Genomic DNA, 15,534 nt, shown 5'->3' with positions numbered 1-15,534 from the left:
AGGTCGGCGATACAAATGGGGAACGGGTTCATAACGAGAGTCGGCATGGGCGGCTAGCTTAGCGGATGTCAGCTGCCGCGCCCACCCGTGAGCGGTTAAACCTTGGCGGGAGCCGGGGCCGACTTGCTGCGAGGACGCAACTGCGCGGTGGCCATGGCGGTATCGGTCACACCGGTTTCGGCACGCATGCCGGCAGCCAGGAACGGCACCATGAGGCGCATGACTTGCTCGATGGAGGTGTTGACGCCGAAATCGGTTTCGGCAATCGCGCGCAGAGCCTTGATCCCCGACATGCTGAACGCTGCGGCACCGAGCATGAAGTGTACGCGCCAGAACAGCTCGATCGGTGGAATGCGCGGTGCGGCTTCGTTGACCAGCATCATGTAGCGACGGAACACCTTGCCGTACATGTCTTCCAGATAACGCCGCAAGTGGCCTTGGCTCTGACTGAAGGCCAGACCCAACAAGCGCATGAAGATCGAAAGATCATTGCCGCTACGAGGTTGCACGACAAGGGCTTGCTCGACGAGGATTTCGAGCAGCTCTTCAAGAGTCGGCTTGTTCTCGGGCTTGGCCTGACGCCGCTCGAGCTCTTTATCGAGGCTAATGCAGAACGGCCCGAGGAAGCGCGAAAAGACCGCTTGAATCAGCGCTTTCTTGGAACCGAAGTGATAGTTCACCGCCGCCAGATTGACACCGGCCTTGCTGGTGATCAGGCGCAACGAGGTTTCAGCGAAACCTTTTTCCGCGAACAACTGCTCGGCAGCATCAAGAATACGTTCAACGGTTTCCGACTGGGCCATGGCTACTCCGCCTGACAAACACTTGTTTGAAACATACGTTTCAGCCTATGCATTGTCAAGCCTGGCAGTTCGATTTGGGAATGGTCGGTCAGCTATTTAACCATACAACGGCAAAGCTTCAATCAGCGGGTCGATCGACCGTCGGGCAGTCGGCGAAAAAAGGGGCATTGCCAAGACGCTTTCACTGTATATAATCCCAGTCACTGTATAAAAAGACAGAGCGATCAAAATGCTAAAGCTGACGCCACGCCAAGCAGAGATTCTGGCCTTCATCAAACGCTGCCTCGAAGACAACGGCTATCCACCAACCCGCGCGGAAATCGCTCAGGAGCTGGGTTTCAAGTCGCCCAACGCGGCAGAGGAACACCTTAAGGCGCTCGCTCGCAAGGGTGCTATCGAGATGACTCCGGGTGCGTCCCGTGGCATTCGCATTCCAGGCTTCGAAGCCAAAGCCGATGACTCGACGCTGCCAATCATTGGACGAGTCGCTGCCGGTGCCCCCATTTTGGCCCAGCAGCACATCGAAGAGTCTTGCAACATCAACCCCGCCTTCTTCCATCCGCGCGCTGACTACTTGCTGCGGGTTCACGGCATGAGCATGAAAGACGTCGGTATTTTCGACGGGGACCTGCTGGCCGTGCACACCACACGTGAAGCCCGTAATGGTCAAATCGTGGTCGCTCGAATTGGCGACGAAGTGACGGTCAAGCGTTTCAAGCGTGACGGCAGCAAGGTCTGGTTGATTGCCGAAAACCCTGAATTTGCCCCTATCGAAGTGAACCTGAAAGATCAGGAACTGGTGATTGAAGGCTTGAGTGTCGGCGTGATTCGCCGCTAAAGGAGGCTTTATGCAGTTCCCACACACATCACAGCAAGCCCAATTACCGCTGTTTGAGGCGTTCATGGCGCAACCATTGGCGCCGATCCTGAAAGACGTGGTCGAGTCGCCGTGGTGCGCCGAGCCCGAAGCCTTCAGTGAGCTGTCGCTACGTGGTGCAGCCGGGAACTGCCTGAACCTTCTGGCACCTATTCTCAGGAGCTGAGCCAGGATCAGGACGCACGCTGGCTAACATTGATTGCCCCGCCAGCGAGCCTGACCCAGGCTTGGCTGCGGGATGCAGGTCTTAACCGCGAACGCATCTTGCTGTTGCAACCTCGCGGCACCCAAAGCGCCCAGCAGTTGACCTGCGAAGCCTTGCGTCTGGGCCGCAGCCACACAGTGGTCAGCTGGCTCAATCCGTTGAACACGACTTCACGGCAACAGTTGATCAGCGCCGCCCGAACCGGGGACGCACAGAGCTTGAATATTCGATTGGGCTAGCCGAGTAACAATGTGCGCGTTGAACTGCGCGGGGCTTCTCCAAGGATAGAGAAGCCGACCTGTAGCGATTCCTGCAATCCGACGGGCGGGATCAATGAAGGACGCGAGATCCCTGATCTTTATCAAATTCGCCTTCAACCAGGCGCCCTGCCATCTGAACACCGACGCTCAACATCGCCTTGGCGACTTCCACGTACTGACCTTGAAGGAACGCTTTGGCATCCTCGGAGAAATCCAAAGTGACCAGAGAACCCTCGTCCTCGGCCCTGCGCAGCTCGATACGACCGTCTGGTAACTCGACAATTTCTAGAAAGGACGTTGGCATAAAGGTCTGTTCTCCACGAAAGGCGGGGATTATATAGGCATCGGTCAGGCTTCGCTCGGCAACTTGACCAGATGTCATGGCAAGGAAATATCTTTCAGCACCCATCCTTGAGCGGACACCTTTCAAGGCATCCGTCTTACCGGCTAATCCGTCAGCACTCGTTCAACCCTTCTCGAAACCGGATTGCCAGCCCTTTCAGGTTCTGACGCCAGCCTTCCAACTCCTCCCGACTCAGTTCCTCAGGCGCCTCTTCTTCATCGAGGTTAACAGCCAGAATCAATGGCTGAGTCACGTCACCCTTAGGCTTGTGCGGCGCGCGCGGAGGTTGAAACAACGCCGCATGGGCCGCCAACAACTTGGCCAGCCAGGTTTCAGGGTTTTGCGCGAGCTCGACCATTTCAGCCATTTCAGGAATTGCGATGGTCTCGAGTATTTCGCGAGTCAGCAACAACTCAGCCCGAGGCGCATTAGCTTGAGGCAAACGATAGAACCCGGCGATTTCATGGCATAGCCCCAACAAAGCACCGTACAGGTGAAACAACGCCGATTCGCGACCCGCCTGGATCAGCGCCAGCGAGTTCATTGCCCGCCCCTCTTCAGCTCTGGCGAGCGCCTCCAGCGACAGACCGGCGAAATAAATCTTCTGATTGGTACGGGTATAGAGTTCGTGGGCCATGACGGCAGTCTCCACAACGAAATAATTGCTTCACACAGGTCAGACAGTGTCGTGGATCACCTCCGCTTCCCGCAAGCACAAAACAAAAGGCCGCATGAAAACCCGAGGGTTGTCATGCGGCCTTTGTAATGTGGCGAGGGAGCTTGCTCCCATTGGCCGACGGCGTCGGCCCACTATCCTTTAAGCCTTTGCAGCGGGACGCTTGTCTTCAACCTTCCACTTGCCGCCGTCGTAGTACGCCTTCCAGCCAGTCGGCTTACCGTCGACTTCTGTCTGCACATACTGCTCTTTGGTCTTGCGGCTATAACGAATCACCGCCGGGAGACCGTCCGGATCCTTCTTCGGCGCTTCGCAGAGGAAGTGGTACTTCGGATCGATCTCGTCCTTGTGCGGCACGATTTCCATGACCAGCGGAGCACGGGTTTCGCGGTTTTTCGGGAATTGGCTCGCCGCCAGGAACAGACCGGAAGCACCGTCGCGCAGGATATAGGTGTCGTTGACCTTCTCGCACTTCAGCTCAGGCATCTTCACCGGATCCATCTTCGGCGGCGCCGCATCACCGCTCTTCAGCAGCTTGCGGGTGTTCTTGCACGCTGCGTTGGTGCAACCGAAGAACTTACCGAAACGACCGGTCTTGAGCTGCATTTCGCTGCCGCACTTGTCGCACTCCAGGCTCGGACCTTCATAGCCTTTAATGCGATAAGTACCCTCTTCGATTTCGTAGCCATCGCAATCCGGGTTGTTACCGCAGATGTGCAACTTGCGCTTCTCGTCGAGCAGGTATGCGTCCATCGCCGTGCTGCAGATCGGGCAGCGATGCTTGCCACGCAGCACCAGCGACTCCGATTCACCTTCGTCGTCCGCGGCAATCTCATCACCGGGCACCAGATTGACGGTGGCCTTGCAGCGTTCTTTCGGCGGCAAACTGTAGCCCGAGCAGCCGAGGAACACGCCCGTCGAGGCCGTACGAATCTGCATTGGGCGACCACAGGTCAGGCACGGAATGTCCGTCATGACCGGCTGGTTGGCACGCATGCCACTTTCTGGGCTTTCGGCTACTTCCAGCTTCTTCTTGAAGTCACCGTAGAACTCGTCCAGTACGTTTTTCCAGTCGCGCTCGCCTTGGGCCACGTCATCGAGGTGCTCTTCCATGCCGGCGGTGAAGCCGTAGTCCATGAGATTGGAGAAACTCTCGGACAGACGCTCAGTGACGATGTCACCCATCTTTTCCGAATAGAAACGACGGTTGTGCAGCGCGACGTAACCACGGTCCTGAATGGTGGAAATGATCGCTGCGTAGGTCGAAGGACGACCGATGCCGCGTTTTTCCATTTCTTTAACCAGGCTCGCTTCCGAGTAGCGCGCCGGCGGTTTGGTGAAGTGCTGGGTCGGATCAAGCTTGATCAGCTTCATCGCATCGCCCTGAGCCATATCTGGCAACACATCATCATCGCCCGGCTTGGTAATTTGCGGCATGACGCGGGTGTAACCGTCGAACTTCAGGATGCGACCCTTGGCACGCAGCTCGAAATCACCAGCACCGACGGTAACCGTGGTCGACAGGTATTGCGCCGGCAACATCTGGCAAGCCAGGAATTGGCGCCAGATCAGCTCGTAGAGGCGCTCGGCATCACGTTCCATGCCCGACAGCTTGCTTGGCTCGGTATTGGCGTCGGAGGGACGAATCGCTTCGTGAGCCTCTTGTGCACCTTCTTTGCTGCTGTAGACGTTCGGGGTTTCCGGCAGGTACTTCTTGCCGAACTCGCCTTCAATATAAGTGCGCGCCATCGTCACGGCATCGGCCGAGAGGTTGGTGGAGTCGGTACGCATATAAGTGATGTAGCCGGCTTCGTACAGACGCTGGGCCATCATCATGGTTTTCTTCACGCCAAAGCCCAGGCGGTTGCTCGCAGCCTGTTGCAAGGTGGACGTGATGAACGGAGCCGACGGTTTGCTGCTGGTCGGTTTGTCTTCGCGCTTGACGATGCTGTAGCTGGAAGCCTTGAGCTTTTCCAGCGCGGCCATGGCCTGGGCTTCGTTAAGAGGCTTGAAGGCTTCGCCTTTCTCGCGAGCCACGTCGAAGCGCACGGTCGCGCCCTTGGCGGTACCGAGGTCAGCATGGACTTCCCAGTATTCTTCCGGGTTGAACGCACGGATTTCACGTTCGCGCTCGACCACCAGTTTTACCGCAACCGACTGCACGCGACCGGCGGACAGGCCACGGGCGATTTTGGCCCACAGCAGCGGCGAAACCATGTAACCCACCACGCGATCGAGGAAGCGACGCGCCTGCTGAGCATTTACACGATCGATGTCCAGCTCGCCCGGCTTGGAGAAGGCTTCCTGAATCGCCTTCTTGGTAATTTCGTTGAACACCACGCGCTTGTAGCGGCTGTCGTCACCACCGATGGCTTCGCGCAGGTGCCAGGCAATGGCCTCCCCCTCGCGATCCAAGTCGGTTGCGAGATAGATGGTGTCAGCATCTTTGGCGAGCCGGCGCAGCTCTTCGATGACTTTTTCCTTGCCCGGAAGGATCTCGTACTTGGCTTTCCAGCCATGATCGGGATCGACCCCCATGCGCGAGACCAGCTGCTTGCGCGCTTTCTCTTTCGGCGAGAGCACCGGACCTTCGCCCGCGGCAGCCTTACCGCGCTTGGCGGCTGGCTCTTTGCTGGCGCTAGCCGAACCGCTGGTGGGCAGGTCTCGGATATGGCCGATACTCGACTTCACCACGTATTGGTTACCCAGATACTTGTTGATGGTCTTGGCCTTAGCCGGGGATTCCACAATGACCAGCGATTTGCCCATGGATCAGAAAATTCCTGAATTCTAGAAGTGAAAGGCGGTTGGCGCCTGACGCGGCACCGCTATATATAGTGGCTACAAGGTGAGGTCAAGCGCAGGGTTTTGCGCGCACTCAGCTTATGGCTTCGAAAAAAGGCTCGGTTCGGCTTGCACCAAAGCAAAGCGTGGCACCTGTTCGCCGTCAACCTCGACCGACTCAAGAAACATGCTCAAGGGACGTACCCAAAAGCCGTAATCGCCATACAGGGCTTGGTAGAAGACCACTTCTTCTTCAGTTTCCGAATGCCGCGCAAGACTGAATACGCGGTACTGCGGACCTTTGTAATGTTGGTAGAGCCCAGGTTGTATCGGCATGGTTTGGCCCTCACTCAAATCTTTTCAAAATAAAAACAAAAATAAATTCAGAAAAACAAAAACCGGGGCACTTGGCCCCGGCTTCCGTCAACGGAACGCTTAAACGCGTTCGAAGACGGTGGAGATGCCTTGGCCGAGACCAATGCACATGGTAGCCACCCCGAAGGTGCCGCCATTTTGCTTCATCACGTTCAGCAGAGTGCCGGAGATACGTGCACCGGAGCAACCGAACGGGTGACCCAAGGCGATCGCGCCGCCGTGCAGGTTAACCTTCTCGTTCATCTTGTCGAGTACTTTCAAATCTTTCAGCACTGGCAGGGCCTGTGCGGCGAAAGCTTCGTTGAGCTCGAAGAAGTCGATATCGTTAATGCCAAGGCCCGCGCGCTTCAGTGCTTTTTGTGTAGCCGGTACTGGACCATAGCCCATGATTGCCGGGTCCACACCTGCCACTGCCATCGAACGAATCACGGCCATAGGCTGGATGCCCAGGTCCTGAGCACGCTGCGCCGACATCACGATCATGCACGAAGCACCGTCGGTGATTTGCGACGAAGTACCCGCAGTCACGGTGCCGCCCTTCGGGTTAAACGCTGGCTTCAGAGCCGCCAGGCTTTCCAGGGTGGTTTCCGGACGAATGGTTTCGTCGTAGTCGAACAGTTTCAGGAAACCGTTCTCGTCGTAGCCCTGCATCGGGATGATTTCGTCTTTGAACTTGCCTTCCAGGGTCGCCTTGTGGGCGAGTTGGTGGGAGCGCACGCCGAAAGCGTCCTGCTGTTCGCGAGTGATGCCGTGCATTTTGCCCAGCATTTCAGCGGTCAGGCCCATCATGCCCGAGGCTTTCGCCGCGTACAGGGACATGTGCGGGTTCGGATCGACACCGTGCATCATGCTCACGTGACCCATATGCTCGACGCCGCCTACGACGAACACGTCACCGTTGCCGGTCATGATCGCTTGCGCAGCAGTGTGCAGTGCGCTCATCGACGAGCCACACAGACGGCTGACGGTCTGACCGGCAGCAGTGTGCGGGATCTGAGTCATCAGGGATGCCATGCGCGCGATGTTCCAGCCCTGCTCCAGGGTCTGGTTTACGCAGCCCCAGATCACGTCTTCGACTTCGTTCGGGTCAACCTTGACGTTGCGTTCCAGCAATTTGCTGATCAGGTGCGCCGACATGTCTTCGGCGCGGGTGTTGCGGTGCATGCCGCCCTTGGAGCGGCCCATCGGAGTACGACCGAAGTCGACAATCACGACGTCTCTTGGATTCAAGCTCATAAAATTTCACTCTCGCTCAAGTGTTGGGACGCTTAACCGAAGAACCGTTGGCCGGTTTTGGCCATTTCACGCAGTTTTGCGGTCGGGTGGTACAGCGCGCCCAAATCAGCGTACTGGTCAGCCAGGGCAACGAACTCGGCAACACCGATCGAGTCGATGTAGCGCAGCGCACCGCCGCGGAATGGAGGGAAACCAATACCGTAGACCAGACCCATGTCGGCTTCGGCAGCGGTTTCGACGATGCCGTCTTCCAGGCAACGCACGGTTTCCAGGCACAGCGGGATCATCATCCAGTTGATGATGTCTTCGTCAGTGACTTCGCGCTGCTCGTAAACGATCGGCTTGAGCACCTCCAGTACCGATGGATCGGCAACTTTCTTCTGCTTGCCGCGCTTGTCGGTCTCGTAGGCGTAGAAGCCCTTGCCGTTCTTCTGACCCAGGCGCTTGGCTTCGTAAAGCACGTCGATCGCGGTACGGCGGTCGTCTTTCATGCGATCCGGGAAGCCTTCAGCCATCACGTCACGACCGTGGTGACCGGTGTCGATGCCGACCACGTCCATCAGGTACGCCGGGCCCATTGGCCAGCCGAATTTTTCCATGACCTTGTCGATACGGACGAAGTCCACACCGGCGCTGACCAACTTGGCGAAACCGCCGAAGTACGGGAACAGTACGCGGTTAACCAGGAAGCCCGGGCAGTCGTTGACGACGATCGGGTTCTTGCCCATTTTCTTGGCGTAGGCAACGGTGGTGGCAACAGCCAGCTCGCTGGACTTCTCGCCACGGATTACTTCAACCAGCGGCATCATGTGCACAGGGTTGAAGAAGTGCATGCCGACGAAGTTTTCCGGACGCTTGAGGGCTTTGGCCAGCAAGGTGATGGAAATGGTCGAGGTGTTGGACGCGAGGATGGTGTCCTCTTTGACCTTGTCTTCGACTTCGGCCAGTACGGCTTGCTTGACCTTAGGGTTTTCAACAACCGCCTCAACCACCAGGTCCACGTGACCGAAATCACCGTAGGACAGGGTTGGACGAATGCCGTTGAGCACTTCAGCCATTTTCGCGGCGGTCATGCGACCTTTATCAACGCGGCCGACCAGCAGCTTGGCGGCTTCAGCCAGGCCTTGCTCGATGCCGTGCTCGTTGATGTCCTTCATCAGGATCGGCGTACCTTTGGAGGCCGACTGATAAGCGATACCGCCACCCATGATGCCGGCGCCCAATACGGCAGCCTGCTTCACGTCTTTGGCGATTTCGTCGTAGGCCTTGGCCTTTTTCTTCAGCTCCTGATCATTCAGGAACAGACCGATCAAGCTCTGCGCGGCAGAGGTCTTGGCCAGTTTGACGAAACCGGCGGCTTCGACTTCCAGCGCTTTATCGCGACCGAAGTTCGCGGCTTTCTGGATGGTCTTGATCGCTTCAACCGGCGCCGGGTAGTTCGGGCCAGCCTGACCAGCTACGAAACCTTTGGCGGTTTCGAAAGCCATCATTTGTTCGATTGCGTTCAGCTTCAGCTTTTCCAGCTTCGGTTGACGCTTGGCCTTGTAATCAAACTCACCGGAAATGGCGCGCTTGATCAGTTCCAGGGCCGCTTCCTGCAGTTTCTCAGGAGCAACCACTGCGTCCACTGCGCCGACTTTCAGCGCGTCTTCAGGACGGTTTTCTTTACCAGCGGCAATCCACTCGATGGCGTTGTCGGCGCCGATCAGGCGCGGCAGACGCACAGTACCGCCGAAGCCTGGGTAGATGCCCAGTTTGACTTCCGGCAGACCGATCTTGGCCTTGGTGGACATGACGCGGTAGTCCGCCGCCAGGCACATCTCCAGACCGCCACCCAGGGCGATGCCGTTGATTGCGGCGACAGTCGGGACGTTGAGGTCTTCGAAATCGCTGAAAATCTTGTTGGCTTCCAGATTGCCAGCAACCAGCTCGGCATCAGGCAGCTTGAAGTTTTCGACAAATTCGGTGATGTCGGCGCCGACGATGAACACGTCCTTGCCACTGCTGACGATCACGCCCTTGATCGAAGCATCTGCCTTGATGGTGTCCACAGCCTGACGCAGTTCGTTCAGGGTTAGACGGTTGAACTTGTTGACGGACTCACCTTTGAGGTCGAACTTCAGTTCGACGATGCCACTTTCAAGAGCCTTAACCGTGATGGCTTTACCTTCGTAAATCATCAACTGATCTCCACGATATGGAAGCTGAACAGTACACGTCGGACGCAAGTGAATGGCTCGGCAGGACGTTAAACGTCGATGCTACGCCAATCCACCTGGCACACCCTCCAACGCGATAGTCGGGATTCTGTAGGAGCGATCTGAAATACAAACGCTCAATTCATACGCCCGTTTGATTTGGGTACGCCACCTTCACGGAATTTCCGACAATTGTCAATCGCCCAAAATACGGGTTGAAACGCGACTTTGCGGTCACTTCCGTACTGCGAAGATCTTCAACACGCAGATGCATGTGGATCCATTCATAGAATCAATAGTTAGAAAAGTCGCCCTAATTCGCTGCAGCCCGTGTTTAACAAGCTACGCTGGCAGGAATCTGAAGAAAAAAGATGAACGTGTTTGGCGAATACCGGGCGTAAGATCAGCCCTACAGCGAATTACCGGCCTGCCTGGCCAACCCCAGCCCGATGATGATGTCGGGCTTTTTATTGCCTGTCTGCCGGACATTTCGCGCCATTGCAGTGCGAAATATCCTCGGCTCACGCCAGCGCTTTCAGTACGGCGTCGATGTCTTGCAAAACCGTCGCCTCGCCCTTCTCGCCCCAATACAACGTGATCATCTGCTTGTCTGCCTCAACCTTGTAGACGTTTTCTGGCAACTTTTCGAAATGAATCAATAACGCCGGATCCTCGCAAACCTCCTGCCACTGATTCACCCACACACCCGGCGATTTTTGCCAGTAACTCCAGCATGCGGGTTGATTGCCACGACGCGGGCGATGGTACTGGGCACAGGGGCTCGGCGGCTCCTTGCTCAGCCAATGCGGCCACTCTTGAGGCGCCAGTTGCATGGCCAGACCGATACGTCGCGCCTCCATGCGCAGGGCCATTCGCCCGCTCTGACCACGAGACGGCCGCAACCATGCGAGCGGACTCAGTACCACCAGCAGGATTGACACCACTATCCAGACCGTCATATCTGTACTCCCGAATCTTGATGAGCGCTTTGAGCCACATAGAAACCAATGCGCTTGAAACCAGCCATACTTACCAATATTGCAACCCTCAGGAGGAGCACCTCATGCCCTACAACCACATTCTGGTCGCTGTAGATCTAACCGAAGAGTGCGACCCTGTAATCCACCGGGCTCGCGAGCTGTCGGTGAGCAACGGGGCAAAGCTGTCCCTGGTGCACATTGTCGAACCAATGGCCATGGCCTTTGGCGGTGACGTCCCCATGGACCTGTCACAACTGCAACAGCAGCAGTTCGATCAGGCCAAGGAGCGCCTTGAGCGCCTGAAGCACAAGTACACTGAACTCGAAAGCGCCAATTGCCACCTGACCTATGGCCAGCCACGCCAGGAAATCCATCACTTCGCCAAGGAACAGGAATGCGACCTGATCGTGGTGGGCAGCCACGGTCGACACGGCCTGGCCTTACTGCTGGGTTCGACCGCCAATGACGTGCTGCACGGTGCGCCTTGCGATGTGCTCGCGGTGCGCCTGATCAAAAGCTGAAACACGAACCCCCTGTGGGAGCGAGCTTGCTCGCGATGAGGTCCTGTCAGCCGACATCAATATTGACTGGCAGACCGCCATCGCGAGCAAGCTCGCTCCCACAATGGATCGCTGTAGCCTTGTAGATCTCACTCCATATGAAAAGCCCGGCGTTCATCACTGAACGCCGGGCTTTTTTTACAGCAGGATCAATCAGGCATCCAGTTCGGCCCAGCGCTCGACCATCACGTCGAGCTCGGCCTGCAACTGCTCCAACTGAGCAATTACGGCGGCGGTCTCGGCAGCAGGACGCTGATAGAAAGCGGCATCAGCCATTTGCGCTTCAACCACAGCAATCTGCTGCTCCATGGCTTCGATCTGGCTCGGCAACATTTCCAGCTCGCGCTGCAACTTGTAGCTGAGTTTCTTCTTCGCCACCGGCGCTTCAACTGCAACGGCAACCGGCGCAGCTTCTGCGGTCACGACCGCCGAAGTCAGGTCAGCTTTGCCGGATTTGCTCTCGGTCACGCCCAGCAGACGCGGCGAACCGCCCTGACGCAGCCAGTCTTGGTAGCCACCGACGTACTCACGAACCTTGCCCTCACCTTCGAAGACCAGGGTGCTGGTGACCACGTTATCGAGGAATGCCCGGTCGTGACTGACCATCAGCACGGTGCCGTTGAAGGTCAGCAGCACCTCTTCCAGCAGCTCGAGGGTTTCGACGTCGAGGTCGTTGGTCGGTTCGTCGAGGACCAGCAGGTTCGCCGGCTTGCTGAACAGCTTCGCCAGCAACAAACGGGCACGCTCGCCACCGGACAGCGCCTTGACCGGCGTGCGGGCACGCTGCGGGCTGAACAGGAAGTCGCCGAGGTAGCTCAGCACGTGACGGCTCTGACCATCGATGTCGATGAAGTCGCGACCTTCGGCCACGTTGTCGATCACGGTCTTTTCCAGGTCCAGCTGATGGCGCAACTGGTCGAAGTAGGCCACGTCGATGCGCGTCCCCTCTTCCACTGTGCCGCTGGTAGGTTGCAGACCGCTGAGCATCAGCTTCAGCAGTGTGGTTTTGCCGGTACCGTTGGCGCCGAGCAGACCGATACGGTCGCCGCGCGTCAGGACCATCGAGAAATCCTTGATCAGGAACGGGCCACCCGGGTGAGCGAAGCTCACGTTCTCGAGGACCATCACCTGCTTGCCGGACTTGTCAGCGGTATCCAGCTGAATGTTGGCCTTGCCGGTGCGCTCACGACGTTCGCTGCGTTCGACGCGCAGGGCTTTCAACGCGCGGACACGGCCTTCGTTACGGGTGCGACGGGCCTTGATGCCCTGGCGGATCCAGACTTCTTCCTGAGCCAGCTTCTTGTCGAACAGCGCGTTGGCAGTTTCTTCAGCCGCCAGCGAGGCTTCTTTGTGCACGAGGAAACTGGCGTAGTCGCCGTTCCAGTCGATCAGGCCACCGCGATCAAGTTCCAGAATGCGAGTCGCGAGGTTTTGCAGGAATGAACGGTCGTGCGTGATGAACAGCACGGCGCCCTGGAAATCCTTCAGCGCTTCTTCAAGCCAGGCAATTGCACCGATGTCCAAGTGGTTGGTCGGTTCGTCGAGCAGCAGCAGGTCCGGTTCGGAAACCAGGGCCTGGGCCAGCAGGACGCGACGACGCCAGCCACCGGATAACTCGGCGAGGGTCTTGTCGGCTGGCAACTGCAGACGGCTCAACGTGCTGTCGACCAGTTGCTGCAGACGCCAGCCATCGCGGGCTTCGAGGTCGTGCTGGACGTGCATCAGCTTGTCCAGATCGGCGTCGGTGACGATGTTCTGGCTCAGGTGGTGATACTGCGCGAGCAGCTCGCCCACGCCGTCCAGGCCTTCGGCAACCACGTCGAACACGGTCCGCTCGTCGGCTACCGGCAATTCTTGCGGCAATTCGCCAATCTTGAGGCCAGGTGCACGCCAAACGGAGCCCTCATCGGGCTTCTGGTCGCCCTTGACGAGCTTCATCATGCTGGACTTGCCAGTGCCATTGCGGCCGATGATGCACACCCGCTCACCACGGGCGATCTGCCAGGACACCTTGTCCAACAACGGCATAGCGCCGAAAGCAAGGGACACATCGCTGAATTTGAGCAGGGTCATGAGCTTCTCCAAAAACCGGGCGCGCATTCTACCTGACTTGAGGCTTCAGAAGGCCGGCAATTTCACTCTCGAAGCACTCTGCACAACAAATGTTGCGAACTTATGCTGACAGGCCCGCAAAGCTTTCGCCTGCTGCTGGCAAAAGGCTAAGCTACAACAATTCAGTGCGGGCATTACCCGCACTTGTCATGATTTCTCTGCCCGGACGTCTCATGCGCAGTCGCCTTTTCAGTCTTTTATCTTGTCTGCTTCTTTCTGCCACTGCCGTCCAATCAGCCCAGGCGGTGGACCTGTCCACCCAGCGTCAGTATTACGATGAAGCCAAGCGAGCCTTGGCCAAGGGCGATTCCGGTCCTTACTTCCGTTACAGCCAGGCCCTCAGCGATTACCCGCTGGAGCCCTACCTGGCCTATGACGAATTGACCGCGCGCCTAAAAACCGCCAGCAATGCCGAAATCGAGAAATTCCTCGCCGAGCACGGTGACCTGCCGCAAGCCAACTGGATGAAATTACGCCGGCTGCGCTGGCTGGCTGACCGTGGCGAATGGGCGACCTTCGTCAAGTATTACGACCCCAAGCTCAACTTCACCGAACTGGACTGTCTGAACGCGCAGTATCAGATCAGTCATAACCAGAAGGCCGAAGGTTATGCCAACGCCAACAAGCTCTGGCTGACCGGCAAATCCCAACCTGAGGCCTGCGATGCACTGTTCGGGCAATGGGCCGCCGAAGGTCAATTGACCGAGCAAAAACGCTGGGAGCGCACCAAGCTCGCCGCCCAGGCGCGCAATTATCCGCAGGCCAAAAGCCTCGTTAACGGCCTGACCACCCTCGCTCCTCGCGGTCGATTACTGATTGATGTGGCGCAAAAACCCGAGCTGCTCAACCAGCCTTCGCGCTTCACCCCGGCCGACGAACCGATGTCCGACATCGTCAGCCTCGGCCTGCGCCGCCTGGCCAAGCAAGACCCGGACAAGGCCATGGACCTGCTCGACGGTTATGCCAGCAGCATGCACTTCTCCCGCGATGAAAAAGTGGCGATCGCCCGGGAAATCGGACTGACACTCGCACGACGTTACGACAGCCGCGCACTGGACGTGATGACCAAGTACGACCCGGAACTGCGCGACAACACCGTGTCCGAATGGCGCATGCGGCTACTGTTGCGCCTGGCCCGCTGGGACGATGCCTATCAATTGACCCGGCGTTTGCCGCAGGACCTGGCGACCACCAATCGCTGGCGTTACTGGCAAGCCCGCAGCCTTGAGCTGGCCCAGCCTCAGAACGCGGAACCGCAAACGCTTTATAAAACCTCTCTCGCGAGCGCGATTTCTATGGCTTCATGGCGGCCGATCGTTCGCAGTCGCCCTATTCGCTGGTCAACAAACCGTTGGTATTGAGCCAAGCGTTGACCAACAAGGTGCGCAACACTCCTGGCGTACGCCGCGCCCTGGAGCTGCACGCCCGTGGACAGATCGCCGACGGGCGCCGGGAGTGGTACTACGTCAGCCGTCATTTCAGCCGCGACGAAATGGTTGCCCAGGCCAAATTGGCCTATGACCTGAAATGGTATTTCCCGGCGATTCGCACCATCAGTCAGGCGCAGTACTGGGACGATCTGGACATCCGCTTCCCGATGGCCCACCGCGATGCGCTGGTCCGCGAATCCAAAAACCGCGGTATCCATTCGAGCTGGGCATTCGCCATCACCCGCCAGGAAAGTGCCTTTATGGACGACGCCCGCTCTGGTGTCGGCGCCACAGGCCTGATGCAATTGATGCCTGCCACCGCCAAGGAAACCGCGCGCAAGTTCAGCATTCCGTACTCCTCGCCGCAGCAGCTGCTTGACCCGGACAAGAACATCCAGCTCGGCGCCGCTTATCTGAGCCAGGTCCACAGCCAGTTCAATGGCAACCGCGTCCTCGCCTCCGCCGCCTACAACGCCGGCCCGGGCCGCGTACGCCAGTGGCTACGTGGTGCCGATCACTTGAGCTACGACGTGTGGGTGGAAAGCATCCCGTTCGACGAAACCCGCCAATACGTACAGAACGTGCTGTCGTATTCGGTGATCTACGGTCACAAGCTCAATACGCCCCAACCGCTGGTGGAATGGCATGAACGGTTCTTCGACGATCAGTGACCGGTAGCGCCCGTTAAACAGGAA

The 15,534-nt window shown here is 57.9% G+C and carries 11 protein-coding genes and 2 pseudogenes; 4 read left to right on the top strand and 9 right to left on the bottom strand.

Annotated features, from left to right (window positions below):
- Positions 1 to 95 precede the first annotated feature (95 nt).
- A complete protein-coding gene (locus AB4N76_RS23645; protein ID WP_046026988.1) occupies positions 96 to 803 on the bottom strand; it encodes a TetR/AcrR family transcriptional regulator in 708 nt (235 codons plus the stop codon).
- A gap of 229 nt (positions 804 to 1,032) precedes the next feature.
- Here AB4N76_RS23645 and lexA point away from each other — a divergent pair, with 229 nt between their 5' ends.
- A complete protein-coding gene (lexA, locus tag AB4N76_RS23640) occupies positions 1,033 to 1,641 on the top strand; it encodes a transcriptional repressor LexA (RefSeq protein WP_046026989.1) in 609 nt (202 codons plus the stop codon).
- A gap of 10 nt (positions 1,642 to 1,651) precedes the next feature.
- A pseudogene (gene sulA, locus AB4N76_RS23635) lies at positions 1,652 to 2,124 on the top strand (SOS-induced cell division inhibitor SulA).
- Between the two features lie 91 nt (positions 2,125 to 2,215).
- Here the strand turns inward: sulA and AB4N76_RS23630 are convergent.
- From AB4N76_RS23630 to AB4N76_RS23600, 7 genes are all read right to left on the bottom strand, one after another.
- Positions 2,216 to 2,449 carry a hypothetical protein gene (locus AB4N76_RS23630; protein ID WP_007944145.1) on the bottom strand — a complete coding sequence of 78 codons (234 nt, stop codon included), beginning with the start codon at positions 2,447 to 2,449 and terminating at the stop codon, positions 2,216 to 2,218.
- A 151-nt stretch (positions 2,450 to 2,600) separates the two neighbouring features.
- On the bottom strand, positions 2,601 to 3,125 hold the full coding sequence (locus AB4N76_RS23625) for a DUF6586 family protein (protein WP_046026991.1): 525 nt from the start codon (positions 3,123 to 3,125) through the stop codon (positions 2,601 to 2,603).
- Between the two features lie 180 nt (positions 3,126 to 3,305).
- Positions 3,306 to 5,933 (bottom strand): type I DNA topoisomerase, encoded by a 2,628-nt coding sequence (gene topA / locus AB4N76_RS23620; RefSeq protein WP_460163585.1) that lies wholly within the window; start codon positions 5,931 to 5,933, stop codon positions 3,306 to 3,308.
- Positions 5,934 to 6,047: 114 nt separating this feature from the next.
- Positions 6,048 to 6,284 (bottom strand): DUF1653 domain-containing protein, encoded by a 237-nt coding sequence (locus AB4N76_RS23615; protein WP_046026993.1) that lies wholly within the window; start codon positions 6,282 to 6,284, stop codon positions 6,048 to 6,050.
- 99 nt (positions 6,285 to 6,383) lie between these two features.
- Positions 6,384 to 7,559 (bottom strand): acetyl-CoA C-acyltransferase FadA, encoded by a 1,176-nt coding sequence (fadA, locus tag AB4N76_RS23610; RefSeq protein ID WP_007944141.1) that lies wholly within the window; start codon positions 7,557 to 7,559, stop codon positions 6,384 to 6,386.
- A gap of 32 nt (positions 7,560 to 7,591) precedes the next feature.
- Positions 7,592 to 9,739 carry a fatty acid oxidation complex subunit alpha FadB gene (fadB, locus tag AB4N76_RS23605; RefSeq protein WP_027921690.1) on the bottom strand — a complete coding sequence of 716 codons (2,148 nt, stop codon included), beginning with the start codon at positions 9,737 to 9,739 and terminating at the stop codon, positions 7,592 to 7,594.
- 539 nt (positions 9,740 to 10,278) lie between these two features.
- A complete protein-coding gene (locus tag AB4N76_RS23600; protein ID WP_046026995.1) occupies positions 10,279 to 10,716 on the bottom strand; it encodes a hypothetical protein in 438 nt (145 codons plus the stop codon).
- Positions 10,717 to 10,820: 104 nt separating this feature from the next.
- Here AB4N76_RS23600 and AB4N76_RS23595 point away from each other — a divergent pair, with 104 nt between their 5' ends.
- Positions 10,821 to 11,258, top strand: coding sequence for a universal stress protein (locus AB4N76_RS23595; RefSeq protein WP_046026996.1), 438 nt, complete (start codon positions 10,821 to 10,823; stop codon positions 11,256 to 11,258).
- Positions 11,259 to 11,450: 192 nt separating this feature from the next.
- On the opposite strand, the gene AB4N76_RS23590 is transcribed toward AB4N76_RS23595, so the two are convergent.
- Positions 11,451 to 13,370 carry an ATP-binding cassette domain-containing protein gene (locus AB4N76_RS23590; protein WP_046026997.1) on the bottom strand — a complete coding sequence of 640 codons (1,920 nt, stop codon included), beginning with the start codon at positions 13,368 to 13,370 and terminating at the stop codon, positions 11,451 to 11,453.
- Positions 13,371 to 13,582: 212 nt separating this feature from the next.
- On the opposite strand from AB4N76_RS23590, the pseudogene AB4N76_RS23585 reads away from it, so the two are divergent.
- Positions 13,583 to 15,510: pseudogene (locus AB4N76_RS23585) on the top strand (transglycosylase SLT domain-containing protein).
- Positions 15,511 to 15,534 lie beyond the last annotated feature (24 nt).

This window comes from Pseudomonas sp. S2_F03, from assembly GCF_054668335.1.
This window is presented reverse-complemented; position numbering and strand designations above follow the sequence as displayed.